This is a genomic window from Phytohabitans aurantiacus (assembly GCF_027923225.1).
In the GTDB taxonomy this organism is placed as follows: domain Bacteria; phylum Actinomycetota; class Actinomycetes; order Mycobacteriales; family Micromonosporaceae; genus Phytohabitans; species Phytohabitans aurantiacus.
Window position 1 is genome coordinate 79,574 of the sequence record NZ_BSDI01000018.1, and the last position, 19,869, is coordinate 99,442.

Below are 19,869 nucleotides of genomic sequence, written 5' to 3' on the forward strand. Positions count from 1 at the left end.
GACGCCCGGCGGCACGTCCCGGGCGTCCGGCCGGGCATCGCCGATCAAGGACATTCGCGTCGATCAAGGGCAAAAACACGTGGAAAAGAGATCCAAGCACGTGCGTTCGCCCTTGATCGGCGGCAGAGACGGGCGCGGCGGGCGCGGCGGGCGCGGCGGGGCAAGATCAGCGCGCGGGAGAGGGCGGGGGTGAACCTTTCAGGCGTAGCGTTGCTACTCACCTGTGATGGAGTCTGACGATGCGACGCTGCTGCGCCGGGTCGCGCGCGGTGACAGTGGCGCGCTGACCCGGCTGTATCAGGCGCACAGTGGCCGGTTGTTCGGCTACCTGCTGCGCCTGGCGGGCGACCGGATGACCGCCGAGGAGATCCTGCAGGACACCATGCTCGCGGTCTGGCGGTCGGCCGGCACCTACGCGGGCGCGTCCACGGTGACGACGTGGCTGTTCGGGGTGGCGCGGCGGCAGGCTTACAACCGGTTGCGGGGCACGCCGCCGCCCTCGCCGTCCGAGCCGCTGGACCGGGCCGATCCCGCGCCCGGTCCGGACGAGCTGGCGATCGCCGCGGCCGGCGGCACGCCGGTGGCCAGCGCGATCGGCGACCTGCCCGACCACCACCGGGAGGTGATCGGGCTGGTGTTCGTCGCCGGCCTGCCTCTCGCCGAGGTCGCGGCCGTGCTGGGCGTGCCCGTCGGCACGGTCAAGAGCCGGCTCCACCACGCCCGGGCCGCGCTGGCCCGCACGCTCGCCACCCAGGGGGTGCAGGAATGAACGAAAACCTCGTCGAGTACGCGGCGGGCTCGCTCGATGCGGCCGACCGCGCCCGGGTGGAGGCGCACCTGGCCGGCTGCGCCGACTGCCGCGCCGACCTGGCCGGGTGGGCGGTGCTCGCGGACGCGGCGGGCACGGCCGCCGTCCCTCCAGGTCCTGCTCTGGTACGCGATGCGCTGTTGCGCGGCGCCCTGGCCGAGCCGGAGCCGGTGACCCGCCGGCCGGTGTGGTTCTCGCTGTCGCTGGCACTGGCCGAGGCGCGCCTCGTGCGCGTCTCCGTGCTCGTCGCGTCCGCGCTCGTCATGGCGCTCGGCGTGGTCATGGCCTCGATGCCGCCGGCCTACGACGGCTGGGCCGGCGACGTCCTCGCGCTCGTGGCGCCCGTGGTGGCCGCCGCCGGTGTCGCCGGCGTGTACGGGCCGCGCCGCGATCCGGCGTACGAGGTGGTCGCCGCGACACCCACGTCACCGCGACTGATCCTGCTCACCCGTATCGCGCTGGTGTTCGCGTACGACCTGGTGCTGGCGTTCGCCGCGACCGGTGTGGTGGCCGCCGCCGGCGCCGATCCGTCCGGCGTGTGGGAGCTGATCGCCGCCTGGCTCGGCCCGATGGCGCTGCTGTCCGCGCTCAGCCTGGTACTGGTGGTCTGGGTCGGTCCCGACATCGCGCTCGGCGTGGCGATCGTGCTGTGGTCGCTGCGGGTACTGGCCGGCGGGGCCCTGGTCGACGCCGGCGGGATGCTCGACGTGGTCCGCGCGGTGTGGGTGACGAATCCCGCCACCGGCCTCGCGGCGGCGGGCCTCGTGGCGGTCGCCGTGTTTCTCGCCGGTCGCGGTGAACCCTTGCGCCGGTTCCGCGCTACTCACCTCTCGTGAGACCACTACCGCTGTGGCGGCACGAGGCACGGCGCGCCGGATGGACAGCCCTGCTGACCCCGCCGCTGGCCGTCGCCGCCCCCATCCTCATCGCTTTTGTCGACGCCGGCGCCAACGCCTCCGACCATGAGATCGCGCAGAACCTCTTCGGTGCCCTGGAGATGGGCGTACCGCTGGCCGCGGGGATCGGTGCCGCCTCGCTGGTCGGCCGCGACCCGGCCGCCGAGCTGCTGCTGACCACGCCGGCCGGGTACCGGACGATCCTGCTGCGCCGGCTCGCGGTCACGGTCGGCTGGACCGCGCTGGTGGCCCTGCTTCTCGCCGTGCCGATGATCGCGACCGGATGGTGGGCGAAGTGGCCGGCCAACCACGGCGCGCTGCCCGGCCAGCTCATCTGGCTCGCACCGACGCTGGGCCTGGCGGCGCTTGGGTTCCTCGCCGGTGCCGCGTTCCGCGGACCGGCGGCGGCCGGCGGCCTGGTGGCGATCTTCTGGATCTTCCAGCAGATGTTCGCCGACAGGGTCCAGGAGCAGGGCTGGTCCCGTCAGCTGTACCTGTTCGCGACCACGCGAGGCGCGGTGCCTGCCGACTGGACCGCGAACCGGATCACGCTGATCGCCGTGTCCATTGTGCTCGGTGCGCTGGCGTGGCTGCTGCTCGGCCGCACCGAACGCCTGATCCAAGGAGTAACAGAGTGATCGCCACGGCCAGGTACGAGATGGCGATGATGCTCCGCAAGCGGTCGATGTGGATTACGAACGCGGTCATCGTGCTGCTGCTCGTACTGCTCAACGTCAGCGGCTGGGGCGACGCGCTGCGGGATCCGGACGCGCGGAACACGGTCGCGTCGACGGTGTTCCTGATGAACCTCATGCTGCCCGTCGGGTACGGGTCCCTGCTCGCCGACCGCCTGATCCGCGACAGCCGGCTAGGCGTGGCACCGATCCTGGACGCCACACCGGCTTCGCCGACCGGCCGCCTCGCCGGCAAGTACCTCGGCACGTGTGCCGCCGCCGCGGTGCCGCTCGCGGTAATACTGTTCGGCTTCGCGGCGGTGTACTCCGTGACGGCGGGCCGGCCGGTCGCGCTGGCGTGGGCCGCGCTGGCGTACGCGGTCGTCGTCCTGCCGGCGGTGCTTTTCGTGGGCGCTTTCGCGCTCACCGTGCCGCTCGTCATGCCGGCACCGCTGTTCCGCGTGCTGTTCGTCGGGTACTGGTTCTGGGGCAACGGGATCAGCCCCGCCGTCATGCCGACGACCACGCAGAGCGTGCTTTCACCGGCCGGCGTCTACAGCAACCAGGAACTGGTGGGTCTGCGCGACTTCACGCTGGCCGGACCGGTGCCGGGCGCCACGCTGAACTTCCTGCGCCCCGAAGCCACCCCCGCCACCGCATGGCTGTCCGTCGGCGTACTGCTCGCGGTCGCCGCCCTGGCGCTCGGCGTCGCCCAAACGCTTCGTACTCGCACCACTCGATAGGAGACGGTTCCCATGCGGATCGAGATTTCCGGGCTGACGAAGGTGTACAAGGGAAAGGGTCGCGCGCTCGACGACCTGGACCTCGTGGTGCCGACCGGCATGTTCGGCCTGCTCGGCGCCAACGGCGCTGGCAAGACCACGCTGATGCGCATCCTCGCCGGGCTGTTGCGGCCGACCGCGGGCACGGTGCGGGTGGGCGAGCACGACGGCACGGCGCGCGCCGGACGCCTTGCCGTGCAACAGATTCTCGGTTACCTTCCGCAGGACCTCGGCGTGTACCCGGACCTGACCGCGCGCGAGTTCCTCGACTACATCGCGCTTCTCAAAGGGATCGACGACCGTGCGGCTCGGCGGCGCCGGGTCGGCGAACTGCTGGAGGTGGTGGCGCTGACCGGCGACGCCGACCGGCGGCTGCGCGGCTACTCAGGCGGGATGCGCCGCCGCGTCGGCATCGCGCAGGCACTGCTCGCCGATCCCCGGCTGCTCATCGTCGACGAACCCACCGCCGGGCTCGACCCGGAAGAGCGGATCCGCTTCCGCACCCTGCTGTCGCAGCTCGCCGGGCAGCGGACCGTTCTGCTCAGCACCCACATCGTCGACGACGTCGCGCAGACCTGCCGCGAGCTGGCGGTGCTCGCAAGTGGACGGTTGGTGTTCCGCGGCACCGTCGGCGACCTCACGCGCCAGGCCGATGGTCGAGTGTGGACGGTCGTGACAGCGGGACCGGCGCCGACTACCGGCACGGTCGTCTCCGCCCTCCCACACGACGATGGCATGCGCTACCGCGTAGTGGGCGATTCACCGCCGGCCTTTGACGCGAGCCCCGCCGCTCCCAACCTGGAGGACGGCTACCTCGCCCTGGCGCAGAAAGCGTGATCAGGGCGTCCCTCAAGTCGTTAGGGCGACTTGAGGGACGCCCTGATCACCGCGGGGCATGATGAGGGGGTGACCCGGGACTGGCAGGAGGCTCGGGACGGTTTCCACGCGGCCGCCCAGCGCGGGCCGCTGTCCGCCGACGACCTCGACGCGTGGGCGGACGCGGCCTGGTGGCTCGGGCTCGTCGACGAGTCGATCGCGGCCGCCAGCGAGGCGTACCGGCGGTTCCTCGCGGACGGGCGGCCGCGTCGGGCGGCGACCTCCGCGGTCATGGTGGCCGTCAACCACTTCCTGCGCGGGGAGGGCGGCGAGGGCGCGGGGTGGGTCGGCCGGGCACAGCGCCTGATGGCGGGCGAGCCGGAGAGCGTCGAGCAGGGCTTCCTGCGGTACATGCTGGAGGTGGAAGGGGGCCTCGACGGTCCCGACCTCGACGGTGTCGTCGCCACCGCCCGCGAGCTCAACGCGCTCGGCCGCCGTCTCGGCGACCCCAACCTCGCCGCGGCGGGCATCCTGGGCGAGGGCCGGGCGCTCGTGCGCCGGGGACGGGTGCCGGAGGGCATGGCCGCGCTCGACGAGGCGATGCTCGCCGCGCTCTCCGGCGACCTGAGCCCGGAGTGGGCGGGCAACATTTATTGCCACCTCGTCGCGGCCTGCTACGAGATGGTCGACCTGGGCAGGTTCGGGCGCTGGGTGGCGGCCACCGAGCGGTGGTTGGCGACGCTGCGGGCCGCGGCCGTGTTCTCCGGTATCTGCCGCGTGCACCGCTGCCAGCTGGACCAGATCCGCGGCAACTGGGCGGCCGCCGAGCGGGAGGCGGACCGGGTACGCCAAGAGGTGGCCGGCATCGCCGTGGTGACCGCCGCGGAAGCCGCGTACACGGTCGCCGAGATCCGCCGGCTCCGCGGCGATGCGGCGGGTGCCGAGCAGGCGTACCAGATGGCGCACCGCCTCGGCCGCGACCCACAGCCGGGCCTGGCCCTGCTCCGGGCCCGGCAGGGCCGCACCCAGGCCGCCGCGGCTGCTATCCGGGTTGCCCTCGCCGCCGAAACCAGTAACCGCCTGACGAGCGCCCGGCTGTACGCCGCACAGGTGGAGATAGCGCTCGCCGCGGGCGACGCGCGCACCGCCCGCGCGGCCAGCGACGAGCTGGCCCGGATCGCCGATGCCTACGGCACGGTGGGGCTGGCGGCCACCGCTGGGCTCGCCCACGGGGCGGTACTGCTGGCCGAGGGGCAGCCGATCGAGGCGCTGAGTGTGTTGCGCACCGCCTGCAAGCAGTGGCGGGAGCTGGACGCCCCGTACGAGGTGGCGCGCGTGCGGCAGCAGCTCGCGGTCGCGTACGAGCGGCTCGGTGACGCGGACACGGCGGCTCGCGAGAGCGCGGAGGCGCGCGAGGCCCTGGAGCGGCTCGGTGCGGCGGCCACCACGCGCCCCAACGGGCTCACCGGACGTGAGGTCGAGGTCCTCGGGCTGGTCGCGGCCGGTCGCACGAACCGCCAGATCGCCACCGAGCTGGCCATCGCCGAGAAGACCGTGGCCCGCCACCTGTCCAACATCTTCACCAAGATCGACGTCGGGTCGCGCACCGAGGCGGCGGCGTACGCGTTCACCCACGGCCTCGCGCGTGGGTAAAAGAACCCATTGCCCGCCCGATGAGGCGCAGGCCCGGGCGTTCCTACCGTGACGTCATGACTACTCTCGTGATGGATCAGGCGCGGGCCGAGGAGTTCGCCGGCCGCCTGTTCGAGCTGTACACCGGAGGTCTTCTGACCTCGCTGATCGACATCGGGTTCCGCACCGGCCTCTTCGAAGCCGCCGCGCAGGGCCCGACCACCAGCGCCGGGCTCGCCGAGCGCGCCGGCCTGGACGAGCGCTACGTCCGCGAGTGGTTGGGCGCGCTGACGACCGGCGGCATCATCGAGTACGACGGCAGCGGTCGCACCTACACGCTGCCGCCCGAGCACGCCGCCAGCCTCACCGGCGCCGGCGGCGCGAACCTGGCCACGAGCAGCCAGATCGTCGTCCTGCTCGCCGAGCAGGTCGACGGCGTGACCCGGGCGTTCCGGGAGGGCGGCGGCGTCCCGTACGAGCGGTTCCAGCCGCGGTTCACCAGCGTCATGGACGGCCTGGGTCGCGGCACCTACGACGAGTTCCTGATCGAGGCGTGGCTGCCGCTCGCTGGCGACCTGACCGCGCACCTGGCCCGCGGCATCCGCGTCGCCGACGTGGGCTGCGGCACCGGACACTGCGTGAATCTGATGGCACGGGCATACCCGGCGTCGACGTTCGCCGGCTACGACCTGTCGGCCGGCGCGATCGACCGCGCCCGCGCCGAGGCGGCGGAGCTCGGCCTGACGAACGCGACCTTCGAGGTGCTCGATGTCGCCGCGTTGCCACCGGTGCCGGCGTTCGACGCCGTGTTCGCCATCGACGCCATCCACGACCAGGCCGCTCCCGCGACGGTGCTGCGGCGGGTCTACGAGGCGCTCGCGCCCGGTGGCGTCTTCTTCATGGTGGACATCAACGCCTCCAGCGACCTTGAGTCCAACATGGACAATCCGCTCGCGCCCATGCTGTACGCCATCAGCACCCTGCACTGCATGACCGTGTCGCTCGCGTCCGGCGGCGCGGGCCTCGGCACCGTATGGGGCCGCGAGCTCGCCGAGCGGATGCTCGCCGAGGCGGGCTTCCTCGACACCTCCGTGCACGACGCGCCGGGCGACCCGCTAGACCTGGTGTACGTCACCTACAAGCCGGACGAGCCCCGGTGAACCGTTTGGGGGTCGGGGCGCGATGAAGGGGTGTGACCACGCCAACCAACGGTGAGCTGCCAGACCGTGAGCTGCTCAGCCGGGTCGCGGCCGGCGACCGGGACGCCTTCGAGGCGTTCTATCGCCGGCACGCGACCTGGCTGACGCTGCGGCTTCGCTACCGGTGCGCCGACGGCACCGTGGTCGACGACGTGGTGCAGGAGACGTTCCTGGCCGTGTGGCGGGGCACGGCACGCTACCGCGAGCAGGAGAAAAGCGACGTGACCGGCTGGCTGTGGCGGATCGGCTCGCGCCGGCTCATCGACTCGCTGCGCGGGCACGGCGTCCGGCAGCGGCTGGCCGGGTTGCTGGCCCGCCGCCGGTTCGCCGACGCGCCGTCCGCCGAGGAGCAGGTGCTGTTCGGGGTCGAGCACGGCGACCTGGCCGGTGCGCTGGCCCGGCTCTCGCCCGAGCTGCGCGCGGTCGTGCAGGCGACCGTGCTCGACGGGCTGACCACGTCGGAGGCGGCGGTGCTGCTGGGCATCCCCGCCGGCACGGTCAAGACGCGGGCGATGCGGGCCCGGCGGCAGTTGCGCCAGGAGCTGGCGTGACCGGCGAGGAGGAGACACCCATGGGCGGGCTGGGGTGGCACGTGCCAGATGGCGAGCTGCGGCGATACGCCGACCGGGCGTTGGCGCCGCCTCTGCTGTGGTCCACCGAGGCGCATCTGTCCGCGTGCGCCTCGTGCCGGGGTCGGCTCACCGGCGCGGCGGGCCCCGCGCTCGCGGACGACGGCTGGGAACTGCTGGCGGCGGAGCTGGACGCACCGGTGCCGGGGCCCATCGAGCGCCTGCTGACCCGCGTCGGGGTGCCGGAGCACACCGCGCGGCTGCTGGCGGCCACGCCGGTGCTGCGGCTGTCGTGGCTGGCCGCGGTGGCCATCACGCTCACGCTCACCGCGCTGATGGCGCACCTGGCGCACCCGGCGGTGTTCCTCGCCGCGGCGCCCCTGCTGCCGCTGGCCGGGGTGGCGCTGTCCTTCGGCCCGCGCGTCGACCCGACCTACGAGATCTCGGTCGTGGCGCCGATGCACACGTTCCGGCTGCTGCTGTTGCGATGCGCGGCCGTGCTGTCCACCACCACCGGGCTGAGCCTGGCGGCGAGCCTGGCCCTGCCGGAGTTGGGCCTGGCGGCGGTGGGCTGGTTCCTGCCGGCACTGGTGCTGACCACGCTCAGCCTGGCGCTGACGCCCCGCTTCGGCCCGGTGCTCGCGGCCGTCGCGGTCGGTGCCGGCTGGGTTGCGCTGGTGGCCTCGACCTGGAGTGCCGGCGATGCCGGTCCGGTGGTCTTCGTGCCCGCCGGGCAGCTGGCGCTCGCTCTTACCGGCGGCCTTGCCGCCCTGATGGTGGTCCGGCTGCGCCGGACCTTTGAAACCCCGAGGAGGATTCGTTGACCATCGCCGCGACGATGCCCGCGGTCCGCGCGTCTGAGCTGACGCTGCGGTACGGCCGGACGCTCGCCCTGGACGGTGTGGCGTTCACGCTGCGGGATGGCGTGACCGGGCTGCTCGGCCCCAACGGTGCTGGCAAGACGACGCTGTTGCGGATCGTCGCGACCGCGCTGGCGCCCGACAGCGGGCAGCTGACCGTGCTAGGCGCCGACCCGCGCACCGGGTCGGGCCGGCTGGCGGTCCGCCGGCGCCTCGGCTACCTGCCGCAGGATCCCGGTTTCCACCCGGGCTTCACCGCGTTCGAGTTCGTCGACTACGTGGCGATCCTCAAGGAGCTGACCGACCGGCGGGCCCGGCACCAGGAGGTGCGCAGGGTGCTGGCCTCGGTGGGCCTGGAGCGGCAGGCCGGCAAGCGGATCCGGGCACTGTCCGGCGGCATGAAGCAGCGCGTGGCGCTGGCCGCCGCCCTGGTGGGCGACCCTGATCTGCTCGTCCTCGACGAGCCGACCGTGGGCCTCGACCCCGAGCAGCGGATGCGGTTCCGCGAGGTCATCGCCGAGTTGGGGGAGCGGCGCACGGTCCTGCTCTCCACGCACCAGACCGAAGAGGTCATGGCGCTGTGCCAGCGGGTGATCGTGCTCGATCGGGGCACCGTCCGCTTCGAGGGCCAGCCGGGCGAGCTGGCCGACCTGGCCGCCGGCCGGGTCTGGACCAGCGGCGCCCGTGAGCCGCGAGCCCTCGCGTCCTGGCGCACCGGCAGCGGGCTGTATCGCCACGTCGGCGACCCGCCACCGGGCGCTGACCTGGTCACCCCGACCGTGGAAGACGGCTACCTGCTCTTCGTCGACCCGTCCGCGACACACGGCGGGGAGGACGCGTGACGACGTCGGTCATCGAGCGTCCCGAGGCGGCCACCGCCGCCCAGGCGGCCAACTCGCGCGGGGCGATGCTCGCCCTGGCTCGGGTGGAGGCGCGGCGGCTGCTGCGGCATCCCGTCACGATCGCGGGCCTGCTGCTGTTCCTCGGCCCGATGGTGTACCAGTGGGTCAGCGGCGGGGCCAACAGGTTCCCGGTGCTGCACGACGAAGACTGGTCCAAGCAGTTCATCGGGCTGCTCACCCTCGGCGGCGCGGCCCTCGTCGCGGCCAACCTGGCGGCGCTGCGGGCACACCGGCACGGCACGGCCGCCCAGTACGGCGTGCTCGTCCTGCCCCACGCGTGGCGCACCGGCGCGTTCCTGCTGGCGGTCGTGCCGTTCGCGGGCATCGTCGCGCTGCTCGTCGTGGTGCGCATCGGTCTGCTCGCGCTGCTGCCCAGCGCGGCCGGCCGCCCCAACCCGGCCGAGCTGGCCGTCTACCCGGCTGTGGTCCTGCTGCTCGGCGCGCTGGGCGTGCTGCTGGCCCGGGTGCTCCGCACCGCCGTGTTGGCGCCGCTGGTCCTGCTCGGCATCGTCGTCTTCACGTTCATCGGCGTGCTGGGGTCGGTGCCGGGCTCGCGATACCTGGCGTGGCTGATGCCGGTATCGGTGGAAGAGCCGCTGATGCCGTACCCGATCGACATGATGGAGCGCCCCGCCGGCCGGCACCTGGCGTACCTCGCCGGGCTGATAGTGGTCCTCGTCGCGGCCGCGCTCGCCGTCACCGGTGCCCGTGGCCGGCGACTCACTTTGGCCGGCGCCGCTGGCCTCGCCGTCGCCGTCCTCGCGGGATCCGCGCAGTACCTTCCGGTGAGCGACGCGGTGAAGAAGGCCAGCCTCGACGCCGTCGAGCGCCCGGCCGGCATGCAGACCTGCCGCACCATCGACCAGGTCACGTACTGCGCGTTCGACGACTTCGCCCCGTGGATCGACGGGTGGGACACCGTGGTTCGCGGCGTGCTGCGCGGGGTCCCCGAGCAGGAGGCGCGCAAGCCGCTCGCCGTCCGGCAGCGAGTGTCCACAGACGACAACCGGTCGAATGGCTTCGTGAGCGGCCCGGAAGACCGCGCCAAGGTGGCCGAGGTGTGGAAACGCGTCGACGATGCGGCCGGCACGCCGAACGCGGTGACGGTGGGCACCCGCTGGGGTGAGGGGGAGGACGAGGCCGGCTTCGCGGGTCGGGTGGCGTTCGAGGTCGTGGCGCGCAAGGGCCCCGGTGTGGACGGAGTCATCTGCGGCACGCGGGGCGTCCTGGTCGGCTGGCTAGCCGGGCAGGCCACGCCGCTGGCCGCGGAAGGTCTGCGCGAGATCGACGCCAGCAGCACGGGCGGGGTGTGGTTCTTCGACCGGAGCTTCAACACCTTCATCTCGGTGTCCGATCGGGAGATGGCGGTGGCAAAGGCGCTGCTGAAACGGCCCGCCGCCGAGGTCGCCGAGACGGTCAAGCGCTCGTGGGCCGAGCTGAGCGCGGCCGGCACGCCCACCGAGCGCGCCGGCGAGCTCTTCGGCGTACCGGTACCCCCGCAGGAGCCGGAGGGGGAGCGCAGCGTATGTATGGAGTGACAGCTCGGGCCGTACCAGCGCTGCTGGCGCCGACCGCGCGGGCGATGAGTTGGCTGCCGTTCCTGGCGGCAGCCGGCTTCGGCCTGGTGATCGTCGCCGTCCCGGCGGCCATGACCGTGGTGCTGTCCGACGAAGACCTGATCCGGCTGCTGCGCCTCGCGGGGCTGTGCGGCGCCGTCGGCGTCGCGTTCCTCCTGGACGACCCGGCGGCCCGCGTGATCGCCACCGTGCCGACGCCCCGCGTGGTCCGCCACGCCGTCCGCGCGGCAGTGGCACTCGTCGCGGCGGCCCTGTGGTGGGTCGCCGTCGTCGCGATCACGGTCGCTGGCGCCGACAAGGAGGTCGCCGCCCACCTACCCGTGTGGGACGCCAGCCTGGAGGCGGTGGCCTTCGCGAGCGCCGCCCTGGCACTGGCGGCCGCCCGGTCACGCGGGAGCGGAGCCGGCGCGGGCGTGGTCGCCGCGCCGGCCGTCCTGGTCCTCGCGTTGCTGCTGAGCCGCCTGCCGGAGCGGCTGGCGATGCTGGTCGCGCCCGGCGATCCGCGGTCGGACGCCGCTCACGACCGGTGGGCCGCGCTGCTGGCACTGGCGATCGCCGGCCTGCTGTGGGCCGGTCACGAGCCGGTCAGCGCACGCCGCTTCAGAGGACAGGGTTTCCGTACATCTCGCCGAGCGGATCCGCGATGAGCTCGACCCGCGCGCCGTCCGGGTCCTTGAAGTAGATCGACGTCCCGCTCTCCAGCAGGTACTCCACGCCCGCTTCGTCGAGCTTGCGGCGCAGATGGTCCCACCGGTCCGGCTCGACGGAGATGGCGACGTGGTGCAGGCCGCCCAGCACCTCCGCGTACGGGCCGAGGTCGAGGCCGGGGAAGTCGAAGAACGCGAGCAGGTTGCCGTTTCCGATGTCGAAGAAGAAGTGGTTCGAGCCCCGGTAGTCGCGGTTCTCGAAGATCTCGGTGAGCGGAAACTCCAGTACACCCTGGTAGAACTCGACCGTCCGCCGTACGTCCGAGCTGAGCAGCGCGACGTGGTGCACGCCGCGCGCGCTGCTCACCGGCCGGTCGGCCCGCAGGTACTCCTTGCGGATCTCGTCCCGGTCGGCGTCGATCGCCGCGTAGTCCGTCATCGCTAACCCCTTCAGATACGGAAGAACAAGTTGAGGTACCGGTCGGCCACCGCCACATCGCCGGTGATCGTGCCGGCGTTGCTGCGCCCGAACGCGGTCAGCACGAAGCTTCCCGGGTCGAAGTCGAGCGTCGCCGGCAGGTCGTCGACCGCGCCCGGCTCGTACGCCAGCCCACCCGGACCGGCGGTGATCCGCCAGGAGCCGGCGTTGTTGCCGCCGTTGATCCGCACGCCGATCCGGCACTCCTCGGCGCCGGCGGGCGGGGTGGTGGTCGACTGCCACAGGATGAACATGAACGGCACCAGCAGGTCGGCGGCGTCGCCGCTCAGGCCGTGCGCCCGGCCGGTGCCCTGCCGGATGTCCCACGAGTGCACGCCGTAGTCCATGAGCTGGAAGGTCGGATAGAAGAACGCTGGCAGTGGCCCCATGTACTTGTGCGGCACGACGAGCCCACGCCACTCGTCCGGCCCGAGCGCCTCGCACATCTCCATCAGCCTGTCGAAGTCACCGCGCAGCCGCCCGATCGCCTCATCCTGGTTGAGCGAACGCAACGCCTTGGCACCGTCATCCAACGCGGTCTGCATGACCCGCACGCCGAGCGCCGCCGGCACCTGCCCGCCGCCGCGCACCGCGTCGAAACCCACGAAGTAGCTCTCGGTAACGTCGATGATGTGGCCGACGAGGTCGCGCACCTCCCACCCCGGGCAGGCGGTGGGCGCCGTCCAGCGGTCCGGGTCGCCGGCGAGCGCGAGAAACCGCTCGGCCTCGCCACGGACCACACGGAGCAGGTTGTCTTTGGCCTCGTATGTCGTGGCGTCCCAAGTGGACATGACTACCTCCCGCCTCCGCGATCGCGAGCAGGCGGGGCCACCGGCCCGCGTTTATTCAAATTTAAAGGTAATCGACAGTATTACGCAGGTCAACAAATGGCGCTGTGAACGGTACGACCCGCAGGTCGATGTTGGGTCGTTCGGCGAGCGGCGGTCTTGCGCGCGGCGGGCGTCGCGGTAGCTCGGATCTCGGTGTTGGTTCTGGGCTTGTGTCGCTGGGCTGCGTCGATCAAGGGCATTCGCATGGATCAAGGGCGAATGCACGTGGAAATGAGATCGAACCGCGCGCATTTGTCCTTGATCGGCGTGTGGGGGGTGGCGGCACGCCGTCGCGGGCGGGCGGCGGCATCGGGGAGAGGGCGGGCGCGGGACGTCGCCGCTGGCGCGGCGGGGCCTCATAGGAACGCGAGCGCCACCGCGATGAGTGGCGCCAGTCCCTGGATCGCCGCCGCCCGCACCATCTTCGGGTTGCTGGCCAGCAGCACGAGCGCCGCGCCGAGCATGCTGGCGCACGCGAACACCACGACCGCCCGGCCGGCCGAGTCGGGCCCGGTCCACACCACGAGCAGGCCGCCGAGGGCGCCCAGTGCCAGGAAGAGGTTGTAGAAGCCCTGGTTGAACGCCCACGGCCGCACCGCGGGCAGGTCGCTCGCCTTGACGCCGAACGTGCCGTGGACGGCCGGTCGGGCGAACAGCACGCTCTCCATCGTGAAGATCATGATGTGGATCAGCCCGGCGATCAGGGCGGCGACCTGCGCGATTACGTTCATGCGGTGATTGTCACCCATGGGGGTCGAACGCGATGCCGGACGGCAGGGCGCGTTCGAGCATGCCGTTGAACCGGCTGTCCTTGAGGTCGAAGAGGGCGCTGCCGAAGTTGGCGTTGCTGAGGGGGTCGCGGACGCCCGCGGGGTACCCGTTCCAGCCGACCAGCGTCGGGTACTGCCAGGCGCCGTAGTGGTTCTCCGCCGGCTCGTCGCTGGCGTTGCCGAGGCGGAAGGCGTGCGACCCGGCGCCGTCCTTGTGGTACACGATCTTGGGGTGGGTGCCGTCCCAGCGGACCGCGCTGCTGGCGTGGACCGCGAAGTCACCGTGGGCCGATGTGGACACGTACCGCGCCTGGTCGGCCTGCACCCACACGACGACGTGCTCCCAGTCGTGGCGATGGCCGCTCTCGATGTTGGCCAGGACCTGGTCCTTCTCGAAGTAGAGGGCGTACGCGTAGGCGCACCAGCCGTTGTTGCACTTGTAGCGTGCGTACCCGTTGGTGTTGTCCAGGTCGTACTGGTCGCGGCACTGTCCGTTGAGTGCGCCGGTGGGCTTGAGGCCGCCGTTCAGCGTGCCGGTGGGACCGATGGCGGGGGTGGGGTAGCAGCCGTCGGTGTCGTAGTCGTACGCCGGCTGCCACCTCTGCTCGACCGCTTCGGCGTTGCCGGGCAGCTTCGCTGGCGGGGCGGCGAGGGCGGTACCCGCGGTCACGAGCACCAGAGCCATGGCGCTGCCCGCGACGAACAGCGGTCTGAGCACCTGTCTAGCCATACAAGAATCTCCTTCGCGTTTGACCCGTGGTGCGAAAGAGTGTCGCTGGTAGAGGGCATGTAGCGCTAGTGGCAAATCCCTCTATGTCGCGAACCGTCAGACACCGTCCGCCCACCGTTCACGCGGGTCCATGATTGAACCGTGCTGACGCAGGTTCACTCCCTGTCCGCGCGGCTCGACAGCGCGTCCTGCGCGGAGGCGGTGCCGTGCCGCTCCGCGCCGTACCTGCGGCCGTACGTCGCCGGGTACGCGGGGTTTCGGGCCGGCGCCGTCGCACCCTTCGTGCGGCGGCTGCTGCCGCTGAACTTCACCACGCTCATCGTCGACTTCGCCGGCCCGAGCCGCCTCGCGACCGGTCCGCGCGCCACCCCGCTGCTCTACGGCGAGCCGGCCTGGCGGCACGGGGTGTCGATCGGGCTCACGCCGGCCGGTGTCCACGCGCTTCTGGACGCGCCGGCTGCGGCGATGGTCGGTGAGGTGGTGCCGCTGGACGCTGTGCTGGGGCGAGACGGTGACAGGCTTGCCGACCGGCTCGGGGAGCTGCCGGACTGGCGGTCGCGCTTCGCCGCCCTCGACGCGTGGTTCACGGGACGGTTGAATGTGGACGGTGAGCGCACCATTGTGGACCGTGCCTGGTGGCGGCTGCAGCAAGGCGATCGGCTCACGATCGGCGGTCTCGCCAACGAACTCGGCGTGAGCCAGCGGTACCTCCAAATTGGATTCAAAAAGCGCATCGGCCTACCGCCAAAGACGGTCGCGCGCATTGCACGGTTTCAACGGTCATTGGGCGCGCTGGCCGCACCATCGGCCACGGTCGCGGCGGTTGCCGCGTCCGCGTACACGGATCAGTCCCATTTTCACCGCGAGACACGTGCGCTCGCGGGCGTGACCCCCGCGGAGCTGTTCGCGTTTGTCCAAGACGCACTGTCGCGACGCGACTAGCGTCGCGGCATGATCTTTTCGGGAAAGACGGCGCTCGTCACCGGCGGCTCGCGGGGGATCGGCCGCGCCGTCGTGCGCCGGCTCACCGCCGGCGGCGCGCGGGTCGTGTTCGGTTTCAAGGAGCGCGCGGACGAGCTTGACGGTGCCGTCGCTGTCCGCGCCGATCAGGAAGACTTGGGTACCGTCGACGCGTTACTGGAAGCCGTTGGCGACCGCCTCGACATCCTCGTCAACAACGCGGCCATCAACCCGCCGACCGCTCTGGCCGACATCACGGGCGAGGAGTTCGACCGCGTGATGACGGTAAACGTGAAGTACCCACTGCTGTTGATGCGGCGCGGTGCGGCGCGGATGCCCGACAACGGCCGGATCATCAACATCTCCACGCTCAACACCGCGATCCCGGCGCCGGGCCTCGCGCTCTACTGCGCGAGTAAGGCCGCGCTGGAACAGGTGACAAAGGTGGCCGCGCGCGAGTTGGGCGACCGAGGCATCACCGCCAACGTGGTCTCGCCCGGCGCCACCGACACCGACATGTTCCGCGACACCAACCCGCCGGGGGCGGCCGAGCAGACGGCCGCGTTCACGGCTCTGCGGCGCCTCGGCCGGCCGGAGGACATCGCGAACGTCGTCGCGCTTCTCGCCAGCCCGGACGGGCAGTGGATCACCGGGCAGAACATTCGCGCGACCGGCGGCCTGATCCTCTGAAGTAGGACCAAAGCTGACCTACATGACGCATACCGTTGACGCATGAACGTTGTTCCGGATGGCTACCACACCGTCACCCCGTGGGTGATCTCCCGCGGCCACACCGCCGCGATCATCGAGTTCGTCGTCGCGGTCTTCGACGCCACCGACCTGGGCAGGGTCGGCGAGGACGGCAACATCGGCCACGCCGAGGTGCGCATCGGCGACTCGGTCGTCATGCTGTTCGACCGCCCAGATTGGACGGACCGCCCGGCGTTCCTGCGGGTGTACGTCGCGGACGACGCCGACGTGCTGCGACGAGCGGTGGAGCGCGGCGCCGCCGTCGTCACCGAGCCGACCGAGCTGTTCTGGGGCGATCGGGTGAGCCGGTTCCTCGACCCGTTCGGCAACCTGTGGTGGATCCACCAGCGCGTCGCCGAGCCGACCGAGGAGGAGATCGGCCGCCGCCTGGCAGACCCGCAGTTCGTCAAGGCCATGGACTACGTGGCGAGCGCCCAGTTCTAACGGCGCCCGCCCCTTTTCGCCCTTGATCGATGCAGATCTCCTTGATCGACGAAGGGCGAGAGCCGGGGGCGGGCGTGTGCGGGCCCTAGCGGACCACGCGATAGGCGATGTGGGTTACGCCGTCACCTTCGACCAGGGAGATGGGGCCCTCGAACTCGACCGGGGCACCGGCGATCTGGCCGAAGAACGGGATGCCGCTGCCCAGCAGCACGGGCACCAGGTCGACGTGTACCTCGTCGAGCAGGCCGGCATCCAGCGCCTGCCGGGCGATCGTGCCGCCGTTGAGGCCCACCTCCTTGCCGCCGGCAAGTTCCTTGGCCTTGGCCACGGCGTCTTCGATGCCGGTCGACACGAAGACGAAGTTCTCGTCGTCTTCCGGCCGGTCGGCGGGGCGCTCGTGCGTGAGGACCACGGTCGGCGTGTCCAACGGGTGCCGGCCGCCCCACCCGTTGGTGATGTTGTACAGCGTGCGGCCCACCACCAGCGCCCCAAGCCGCTCGGTCAGCTTGCGCAGGTGTTCAGCGCTGGCCGCCGAGGTGCGGAACGTCATCTTGGGATTGCCGGTGGGGGTCTCGACATCGCCCCGGTTGTACCACTTGAACAGGTAGTCGAACCCGTCGTGATTCGGGCCGGCGATGAAGCCGTCGAGGGACATCGTCGCGCCGGTGGTCACCTTGCTCATCGGTCAGTTCCCTTCGTCAGGTGTCTGTCTACCGAAGCGTCGTCCGGCGCGTGCCCGATTCGACACGGCAATATGTGACTACAGTCACCTGTTGATCGGCGACGGCGTTGGGCATCGTCGTCCGCTTGGGCCCGGGCCGCGGCGACGGCTGCGGGCTGCGAGCTGCGGGCGCCCGCTGCCCGCGTCCGGCGGCCGTCAAGATCGAGGGATGCGGCAAGAACGGGGATAACGCGGCCTCAACCTCGCCCGGACAGCGCGAAAACCCGGAAAATGCTGTATCCCCGCGCCGGCGTGGCGGGCTCCAGCGCGTCGAAGGAGCGGGGTCGGTGCGGGCGTCGCAAAGGGCGCGGCCGGCGGCCGCCGATCAAGGGCATTCGCATCGATCAAGGGCGAACGCACGCGGAAAAGAGATCAAAGCACGTGCATTCGCCCTTGATCGGCGGGCAGAGCGGGTGGCGGCGCGGCGCAGCGCAGCGGGGCGGCGGCGCGGCGCAGCGGGGCGGGCGGAGCGGGCGGCGGCGCGGCGCGGCGCAGCGGGGCGGGGGAGAGTGGGTGGCGGCGTGGCGGGCGAGCCCCCGGTGGGGCGGGGCGGGCGTTAGCTAGGGGGTGGACCAGCGGGCGGCTAGTTCTTCGGGGCGGGGTGGGGGGCCGGGTAGGTCGCCGTGGCCGGGGTGGCGGAGGGCCTCCAGGACCAGGGCCAGGTACCGGTGGCGCAACTGCGCGGTGCGCTGGTCGTCGCCCAACCGAACCGACGCGATCTGCTCCAGGATGAGACCGACGTCGGCGACCTCGATGTCGTCGCGCAGGGCGCCCGCCTCGCGTACCCGCCGGATGAGCTCGTTGTTCAGTGTGTCGCCGTGCCGCGCGTCGCGGTACAGCTGCTCATTTGGTGTGAACGTGCCGGCCAGCCGGATGGTCAGCGACGTGGATCCGGCGTCGACGACGCGGCGCATGAAGCTGGCGAACGCCGCCCAGGCGTCGCGGCCGGCGTCGAGGTCGTCGACCGCGGCCTGCGCGGCCGCGATGTACGCGGCCAGGCCGTCGGTGCAGAGCTTGCGCAGCAGCTCCTCCTTGCTCGGGTACCGCCGGTAGAGCGCGCTGATCCCGACGCCGGCCCGCTCCGCGACGGCCGCGATCGGGGCGCCGGGGTCGTCGAGGAACACCGCCCGCGCGGCCTCCAGGATGACCTCGTCGTTGCGTGCGGCCTGGGCTTTCCGGCCGCTCAGGGGCTTCGTCATGGCCCCAGCATACAGCGGAACGAAAAATTCTGTTCCGCAAGACTGGAACGGATCGTTCCGCTCTGCTACGGTGAGAACAGAACGATCCGTTCCGCAAGAAACCGCAGGTAGGGGAGATAGTCATGAGAGCCAAGAGCCCATGGATGGGACTGTTCGCCATCCTGGCAGCCACGTTGATGAACCTGCTGGACTCGACGATCGTCAACGTCGCGGCACCGGCCATCCACGCCGAGCTCGGCGGCTCCTACACCGCGCTGCAGTGGATCGCCGCCGGCTACACCCTCGCGCTGGCGGTCGGCCTGCTGACCGGCGGGCGGCTCGGTGACATGTTCGGCCGCAAGCGGATGCTGATGATCGGCCTGGTCGGGTTCGTGGCGGCGTCGCTCGTCTGCGCGGTCACCCCGACGATCGAGACGCTGATCATCGCGCGGGTGATCCAGGGGCTCTTCGGCGCGGTGATGATCCCGCAGGGCTTCGGCCTGATCCGTGACCTGTTCCCGCCGGACCAGATGGGTAAGGCGTTCGGCATTTTCGGCCCGATGATCGGCCTCGCCACCATCCTGGGCCCGGTCGTCGCGGGCATGCTGGTCGACGCCGACGTGTTCGGCACCGGATGGCGCATGATCTTCGCGATCAACCTGCCGCTGGGGGCGTTCGCCCTGCTGGCCGGCCGGATCGCGCTGCCCGACGCCGCCCCGGGCCAGACCACCGGTCGCCGCGGCACCCTCGACCTGCCCGGCGTCGTGCTGGCCGGTGTCGCGATGTTCGCCCTGATCTTCCCGCTGGTGCAGGGCCGCGAGCTCGGCTGGCCGACCTGGTCGCTGGCCCTGCTGGTCGCGTCGGTCCCGCTGATCGGTGGCTTCATCGTGTACCAGATCCGGCGCCGCCGTTCCGGTGCCACCCCGCTCGTGGAGCTGAGCGTGTTCGCCAAGCGGTCGTACACCTCCGGCGTCGCCTTCGTGGTCGTCTTCTTCGGCGCGATCGTCGGCTTCTCGCTGGCGGTGGGCCTGTTCCTGCAGCTCGGCCTCGGCTACAGCCCCACCCGCGCCAGCATGACGATGGCCGCCTGGGCGGTCGGCGCGTTCCTCGGTTCCGGGTTCAGCGCTGGGGCGGCCGCCAAGCTCGGCCGGCGCATCCTGCACCTGGGGCTGGCCATCATGACCGTGGGCACCGCCGGCGTGTACGTGGTCTTCGAGCGGTACGGCGCCGAGATCGGCACCTGGACGCTGACCGCGCCGCTGTTCATCTTCGGGCTGGGCATGGGCATGATCTTCGTGCCGCTGTTCGACATCATCATGGGCGACATCGAGGACCGCGAGGTCGGCTCGGCCGCGGGCATGCTGGAGTCGATCCAGCAGCTCGGCGCCTCGATCGGCGTGGCGGTGCTCGGCACGGTGTTCTTCGGGATCGCCAAGCCGTCCACCGGCTCGGCCGGGCACGGGCTGCTCGATGCCGGCACCGCGGTCGACGCCGCCACGGCGGTCACGCTGCTGACGATCGTGCTCTCCGTGGCGGCGTTCGGGCTCGGGTTCCTGCTGCCGCGCAAGGCGCGCGCGGTACACGCTGAAAAGGCCCCCGAGCCCGAGCTGGCGCTCGTAGCCTGACCCCTGCGCTCCCTGATCAGG

General features: G+C 71.7%; 22 protein-coding genes. 16 read left to right on the forward strand and 6 right to left on the reverse strand.

Features of this window, described 5'->3' with window-relative positions:
* The first annotated feature begins 226 nt into the window (after nucleotides 1-226).
* The 12 genes from QMG73_RS20145 to QMG73_RS20200 all read left to right on the forward strand — a co-directional run bounded on the left by QMG73_RS20145 (nucleotide 227) and on the right by QMG73_RS20200 (nucleotide 11,362).
* Nucleotides 227-769: an RNA polymerase sigma factor gene (locus QMG73_RS20145; protein ID WP_281897896.1), complete on the forward strand. Its 543-nt coding sequence runs from the start codon at nucleotides 227-229 to the stop codon at nucleotides 767-769.
* A complete protein-coding gene (locus QMG73_RS20150; protein ID WP_281897898.1) occupies nucleotides 766-1,644 on the forward strand; it encodes an anti-sigma factor family protein in 879 nt (292 codons plus the stop codon). The genes QMG73_RS20145 and QMG73_RS20150 overlap by 4 nt, the downstream gene beginning before the upstream one ends.
* Nucleotides 1,641-2,342, forward strand: a complete 702-nt coding sequence (locus QMG73_RS20155) for a hypothetical protein (protein ID WP_281897899.1) — start codon at nucleotides 1,641-1,643, stop codon at nucleotides 2,340-2,342. The genes QMG73_RS20150 and QMG73_RS20155 overlap by 4 nt, the downstream gene beginning before the upstream one ends.
* Nucleotides 2,339-3,121: a hypothetical protein gene (locus QMG73_RS20160; protein WP_281897900.1), complete on the forward strand. Its 783-nt coding sequence runs from the start codon at nucleotides 2,339-2,341 to the stop codon at nucleotides 3,119-3,121. Before QMG73_RS20155 ends, QMG73_RS20160 begins: the two co-directional genes overlap by 4 nt.
* Before the next feature lie 12 nt (nucleotides 3,122-3,133).
* Complete coding sequence (locus QMG73_RS20165) at nucleotides 3,134-3,997, forward strand: ABC transporter ATP-binding protein (RefSeq protein ID WP_281897901.1); 864 nt, start codon at nucleotides 3,134-3,136, stop codon at nucleotides 3,995-3,997.
* 69 nt (nucleotides 3,998-4,066) lie between these two features.
* The gene (locus QMG73_RS20170; RefSeq protein ID WP_281897902.1) at nucleotides 4,067-5,629 is read left to right on the forward strand and encodes a LuxR family transcriptional regulator; all 1,563 of its coding nucleotides are present in this window, start codon (nucleotides 4,067-4,069) and stop codon (nucleotides 5,627-5,629) included.
* A 56-nt stretch (nucleotides 5,630-5,685) separates the two neighbouring features.
* Entirely contained in the window at nucleotides 5,686-6,768 is a 1,083-nt protein-coding gene (locus QMG73_RS20175; RefSeq protein ID WP_281897904.1) for a class I SAM-dependent methyltransferase, read from the forward strand.
* Between the two features lie 32 nt (nucleotides 6,769-6,800).
* A complete protein-coding gene (locus tag QMG73_RS20180; protein ID WP_281897906.1) occupies nucleotides 6,801-7,358 on the forward strand; it encodes an RNA polymerase sigma factor in 558 nt (185 codons plus the stop codon).
* Nucleotides 7,355-8,200 carry a hypothetical protein gene (locus QMG73_RS20185; protein ID WP_281897908.1) on the forward strand — a complete coding sequence of 282 codons (846 nt, stop codon included), beginning with the start codon at nucleotides 7,355-7,357 and terminating at the stop codon, nucleotides 8,198-8,200. The genes QMG73_RS20180 and QMG73_RS20185 overlap by 4 nt, the downstream gene beginning before the upstream one ends.
* The gene (locus tag QMG73_RS20190; protein WP_281897910.1) at nucleotides 8,197-9,078 is read left to right on the forward strand and encodes an ATP-binding cassette domain-containing protein; all 882 of its coding nucleotides are present in this window, start codon (nucleotides 8,197-8,199) and stop codon (nucleotides 9,076-9,078) included. The genes QMG73_RS20185 and QMG73_RS20190 overlap by 4 nt, the downstream gene beginning before the upstream one ends.
* Nucleotides 9,075-10,676 carry a hypothetical protein gene (locus QMG73_RS20195; RefSeq protein ID WP_281897912.1) on the forward strand — a complete coding sequence of 534 codons (1,602 nt, stop codon included), beginning with the start codon at nucleotides 9,075-9,077 and terminating at the stop codon, nucleotides 10,674-10,676. Before QMG73_RS20190 ends, QMG73_RS20195 begins: the two co-directional genes overlap by 4 nt.
* Nucleotides 10,664-11,362: a hypothetical protein gene (locus QMG73_RS20200; RefSeq protein ID WP_281897913.1), complete on the forward strand. Its 699-nt coding sequence runs from the start codon at nucleotides 10,664-10,666 to the stop codon at nucleotides 11,360-11,362. Before QMG73_RS20195 ends, QMG73_RS20200 begins: the two co-directional genes overlap by 13 nt.
* Here QMG73_RS20200 and QMG73_RS20205 read toward each other — a convergent pair.
* From QMG73_RS20205 to QMG73_RS20220, 4 genes are all read right to left on the reverse strand, one after another.
* Nucleotides 11,316-11,801 carry a VOC family protein gene (locus QMG73_RS20205; RefSeq protein WP_281897914.1) on the reverse strand — a complete coding sequence of 162 codons (486 nt, stop codon included), beginning with the start codon at nucleotides 11,799-11,801 and terminating at the stop codon, nucleotides 11,316-11,318. The two genes, QMG73_RS20200 and QMG73_RS20205, sit on opposite strands and share 47 nt — an antisense overlap.
* Before the next feature lie 11 nt (nucleotides 11,802-11,812).
* The gene (locus tag QMG73_RS20210; RefSeq protein WP_281897916.1) at nucleotides 11,813-12,631 is read right to left on the reverse strand and encodes a maleylpyruvate isomerase family mycothiol-dependent enzyme; all 819 of its coding nucleotides are present in this window, start codon (nucleotides 12,629-12,631) and stop codon (nucleotides 11,813-11,815) included.
* A 395-nt stretch (nucleotides 12,632-13,026) separates the two neighbouring features.
* Nucleotides 13,027-13,401, reverse strand: a complete 375-nt coding sequence (locus QMG73_RS20215; protein ID WP_281897918.1) for a DUF1304 domain-containing protein — start codon at nucleotides 13,399-13,401, stop codon at nucleotides 13,027-13,029.
* Nucleotides 13,402-13,411: 10 nt separating this feature from the next.
* Nucleotides 13,412-14,170, reverse strand: coding sequence for an NPP1 family protein (locus QMG73_RS20220; protein ID WP_281897919.1), 759 nt, complete (start codon nucleotides 14,168-14,170; stop codon nucleotides 13,412-13,414).
* A 141-nt stretch (nucleotides 14,171-14,311) separates the two neighbouring features.
* Here QMG73_RS20220 and QMG73_RS20225 point away from each other — a divergent pair, with 141 nt between their 5' ends.
* The 3 genes from QMG73_RS20225 to QMG73_RS20235 are packed head-to-tail and all read left to right on the forward strand — an operon-like array spanning nucleotide 14,312 to nucleotide 16,324.
* Entirely contained in the window at nucleotides 14,312-15,112 is an 801-nt protein-coding gene (locus tag QMG73_RS20225) for a helix-turn-helix domain-containing protein (RefSeq protein ID WP_281897920.1), read from the forward strand.
* Between the two features lie 9 nt (nucleotides 15,113-15,121).
* A complete protein-coding gene (locus QMG73_RS20230; RefSeq protein ID WP_281897921.1) occupies nucleotides 15,122-15,820 on the forward strand; it encodes an SDR family oxidoreductase in 699 nt (232 codons plus the stop codon).
* 42 nt (nucleotides 15,821-15,862) lie between these two features.
* A complete protein-coding gene (locus QMG73_RS20235; protein ID WP_281897923.1) occupies nucleotides 15,863-16,324 on the forward strand; it encodes a VOC family protein in 462 nt (153 codons plus the stop codon).
* A gap of 85 nt (nucleotides 16,325-16,409) precedes the next feature.
* Here the strand turns inward: QMG73_RS20235 and QMG73_RS20240 are convergent, their stop codons facing one another.
* Entirely contained in the window at nucleotides 16,410-17,006 is a 597-nt protein-coding gene (locus QMG73_RS20240; protein ID WP_281897925.1) for a dihydrofolate reductase family protein, read from the reverse strand.
* A gap of 599 nt (nucleotides 17,007-17,605) precedes the next feature.
* Nucleotides 17,606-18,244, reverse strand: a complete 639-nt coding sequence (locus tag QMG73_RS20245) for a TetR/AcrR family transcriptional regulator (protein ID WP_281897926.1) — start codon at nucleotides 18,242-18,244, stop codon at nucleotides 17,606-17,608.
* Nucleotides 18,245-18,366: 122 nt separating this feature from the next.
* Here QMG73_RS20245 and QMG73_RS20250 point away from each other — a divergent pair, with 122 nt between their 5' ends.
* Nucleotides 18,367-19,848: an MFS transporter gene (locus QMG73_RS20250; protein ID WP_281897927.1), complete on the forward strand. Its 1,482-nt coding sequence runs from the start codon at nucleotides 18,367-18,369 to the stop codon at nucleotides 19,846-19,848.
* Nucleotides 19,849-19,869: the final 21 nt, after the last annotated feature.

Bases quoted from the DNA above. Each gene is read 5' to 3' on its own strand.
- QMG73_RS20145 (WP_281897896.1), top strand. From the start codon at position 227: ATGGAGTCTGACGATGCGACGCTGCTGCGCCGGGTCGCGCGCGGTGAC.
- QMG73_RS20150 (WP_281897898.1), top strand. From the start codon at position 766: ATGAACGAAAACCTCGTCGAGTACGCGGCGGGCTCGCTCGATGCGGCC.
- QMG73_RS20165 (WP_281897901.1), top strand. From the start codon at position 3,134: ATGCGGATCGAGATTTCCGGGCTGACGAAGGTGTACAAGGGAAAGGGT.
- QMG73_RS20175 (WP_281897904.1), top strand. From the start codon at position 5,686: ATGACTACTCTCGTGATGGATCAGGCGCGGGCCGAGGAGTTCGCCGGC.
- QMG73_RS20200 (WP_281897913.1), top strand. From the start codon at position 10,664: ATGTATGGAGTGACAGCTCGGGCCGTACCAGCGCTGCTGGCGCCGACC.
- QMG73_RS20205 (WP_281897914.1), bottom strand. From the start codon at position 11,801: ATGACGGACTACGCGGCGATCGACGCCGACCGGGACGAGATCCGCAAG.
- QMG73_RS20210 (WP_281897916.1), bottom strand. From the start codon at position 12,631: ATGTCCACTTGGGACGCCACGACATACGAGGCCAAAGACAACCTGCTC.
- QMG73_RS20215 (WP_281897918.1), bottom strand. From the start codon at position 13,401: ATGAACGTAATCGCGCAGGTCGCCGCCCTGATCGCCGGGCTGATCCAC.
- QMG73_RS20220 (WP_281897919.1), bottom strand. From the start codon at position 14,170: ATGGCTAGACAGGTGCTCAGACCGCTGTTCGTCGCGGGCAGCGCCATG.
- QMG73_RS20230 (WP_281897921.1), top strand. From the start codon at position 15,122: ATGATCTTTTCGGGAAAGACGGCGCTCGTCACCGGCGGCTCGCGGGGG.
- QMG73_RS20235 (WP_281897923.1), top strand. From the start codon at position 15,863: ATGAACGTTGTTCCGGATGGCTACCACACCGTCACCCCGTGGGTGATC.
- QMG73_RS20240 (WP_281897925.1), bottom strand. From the start codon at position 17,006: ATGAGCAAGGTGACCACCGGCGCGACGATGTCCCTCGACGGCTTCATC.
- QMG73_RS20245 (WP_281897926.1), bottom strand. From the start codon at position 18,244: ATGACGAAGCCCCTGAGCGGCCGGAAAGCCCAGGCCGCACGCAACGAC.
- QMG73_RS20250 (WP_281897927.1), top strand. From the start codon at position 18,367: ATGAGAGCCAAGAGCCCATGGATGGGACTGTTCGCCATCCTGGCAGCC.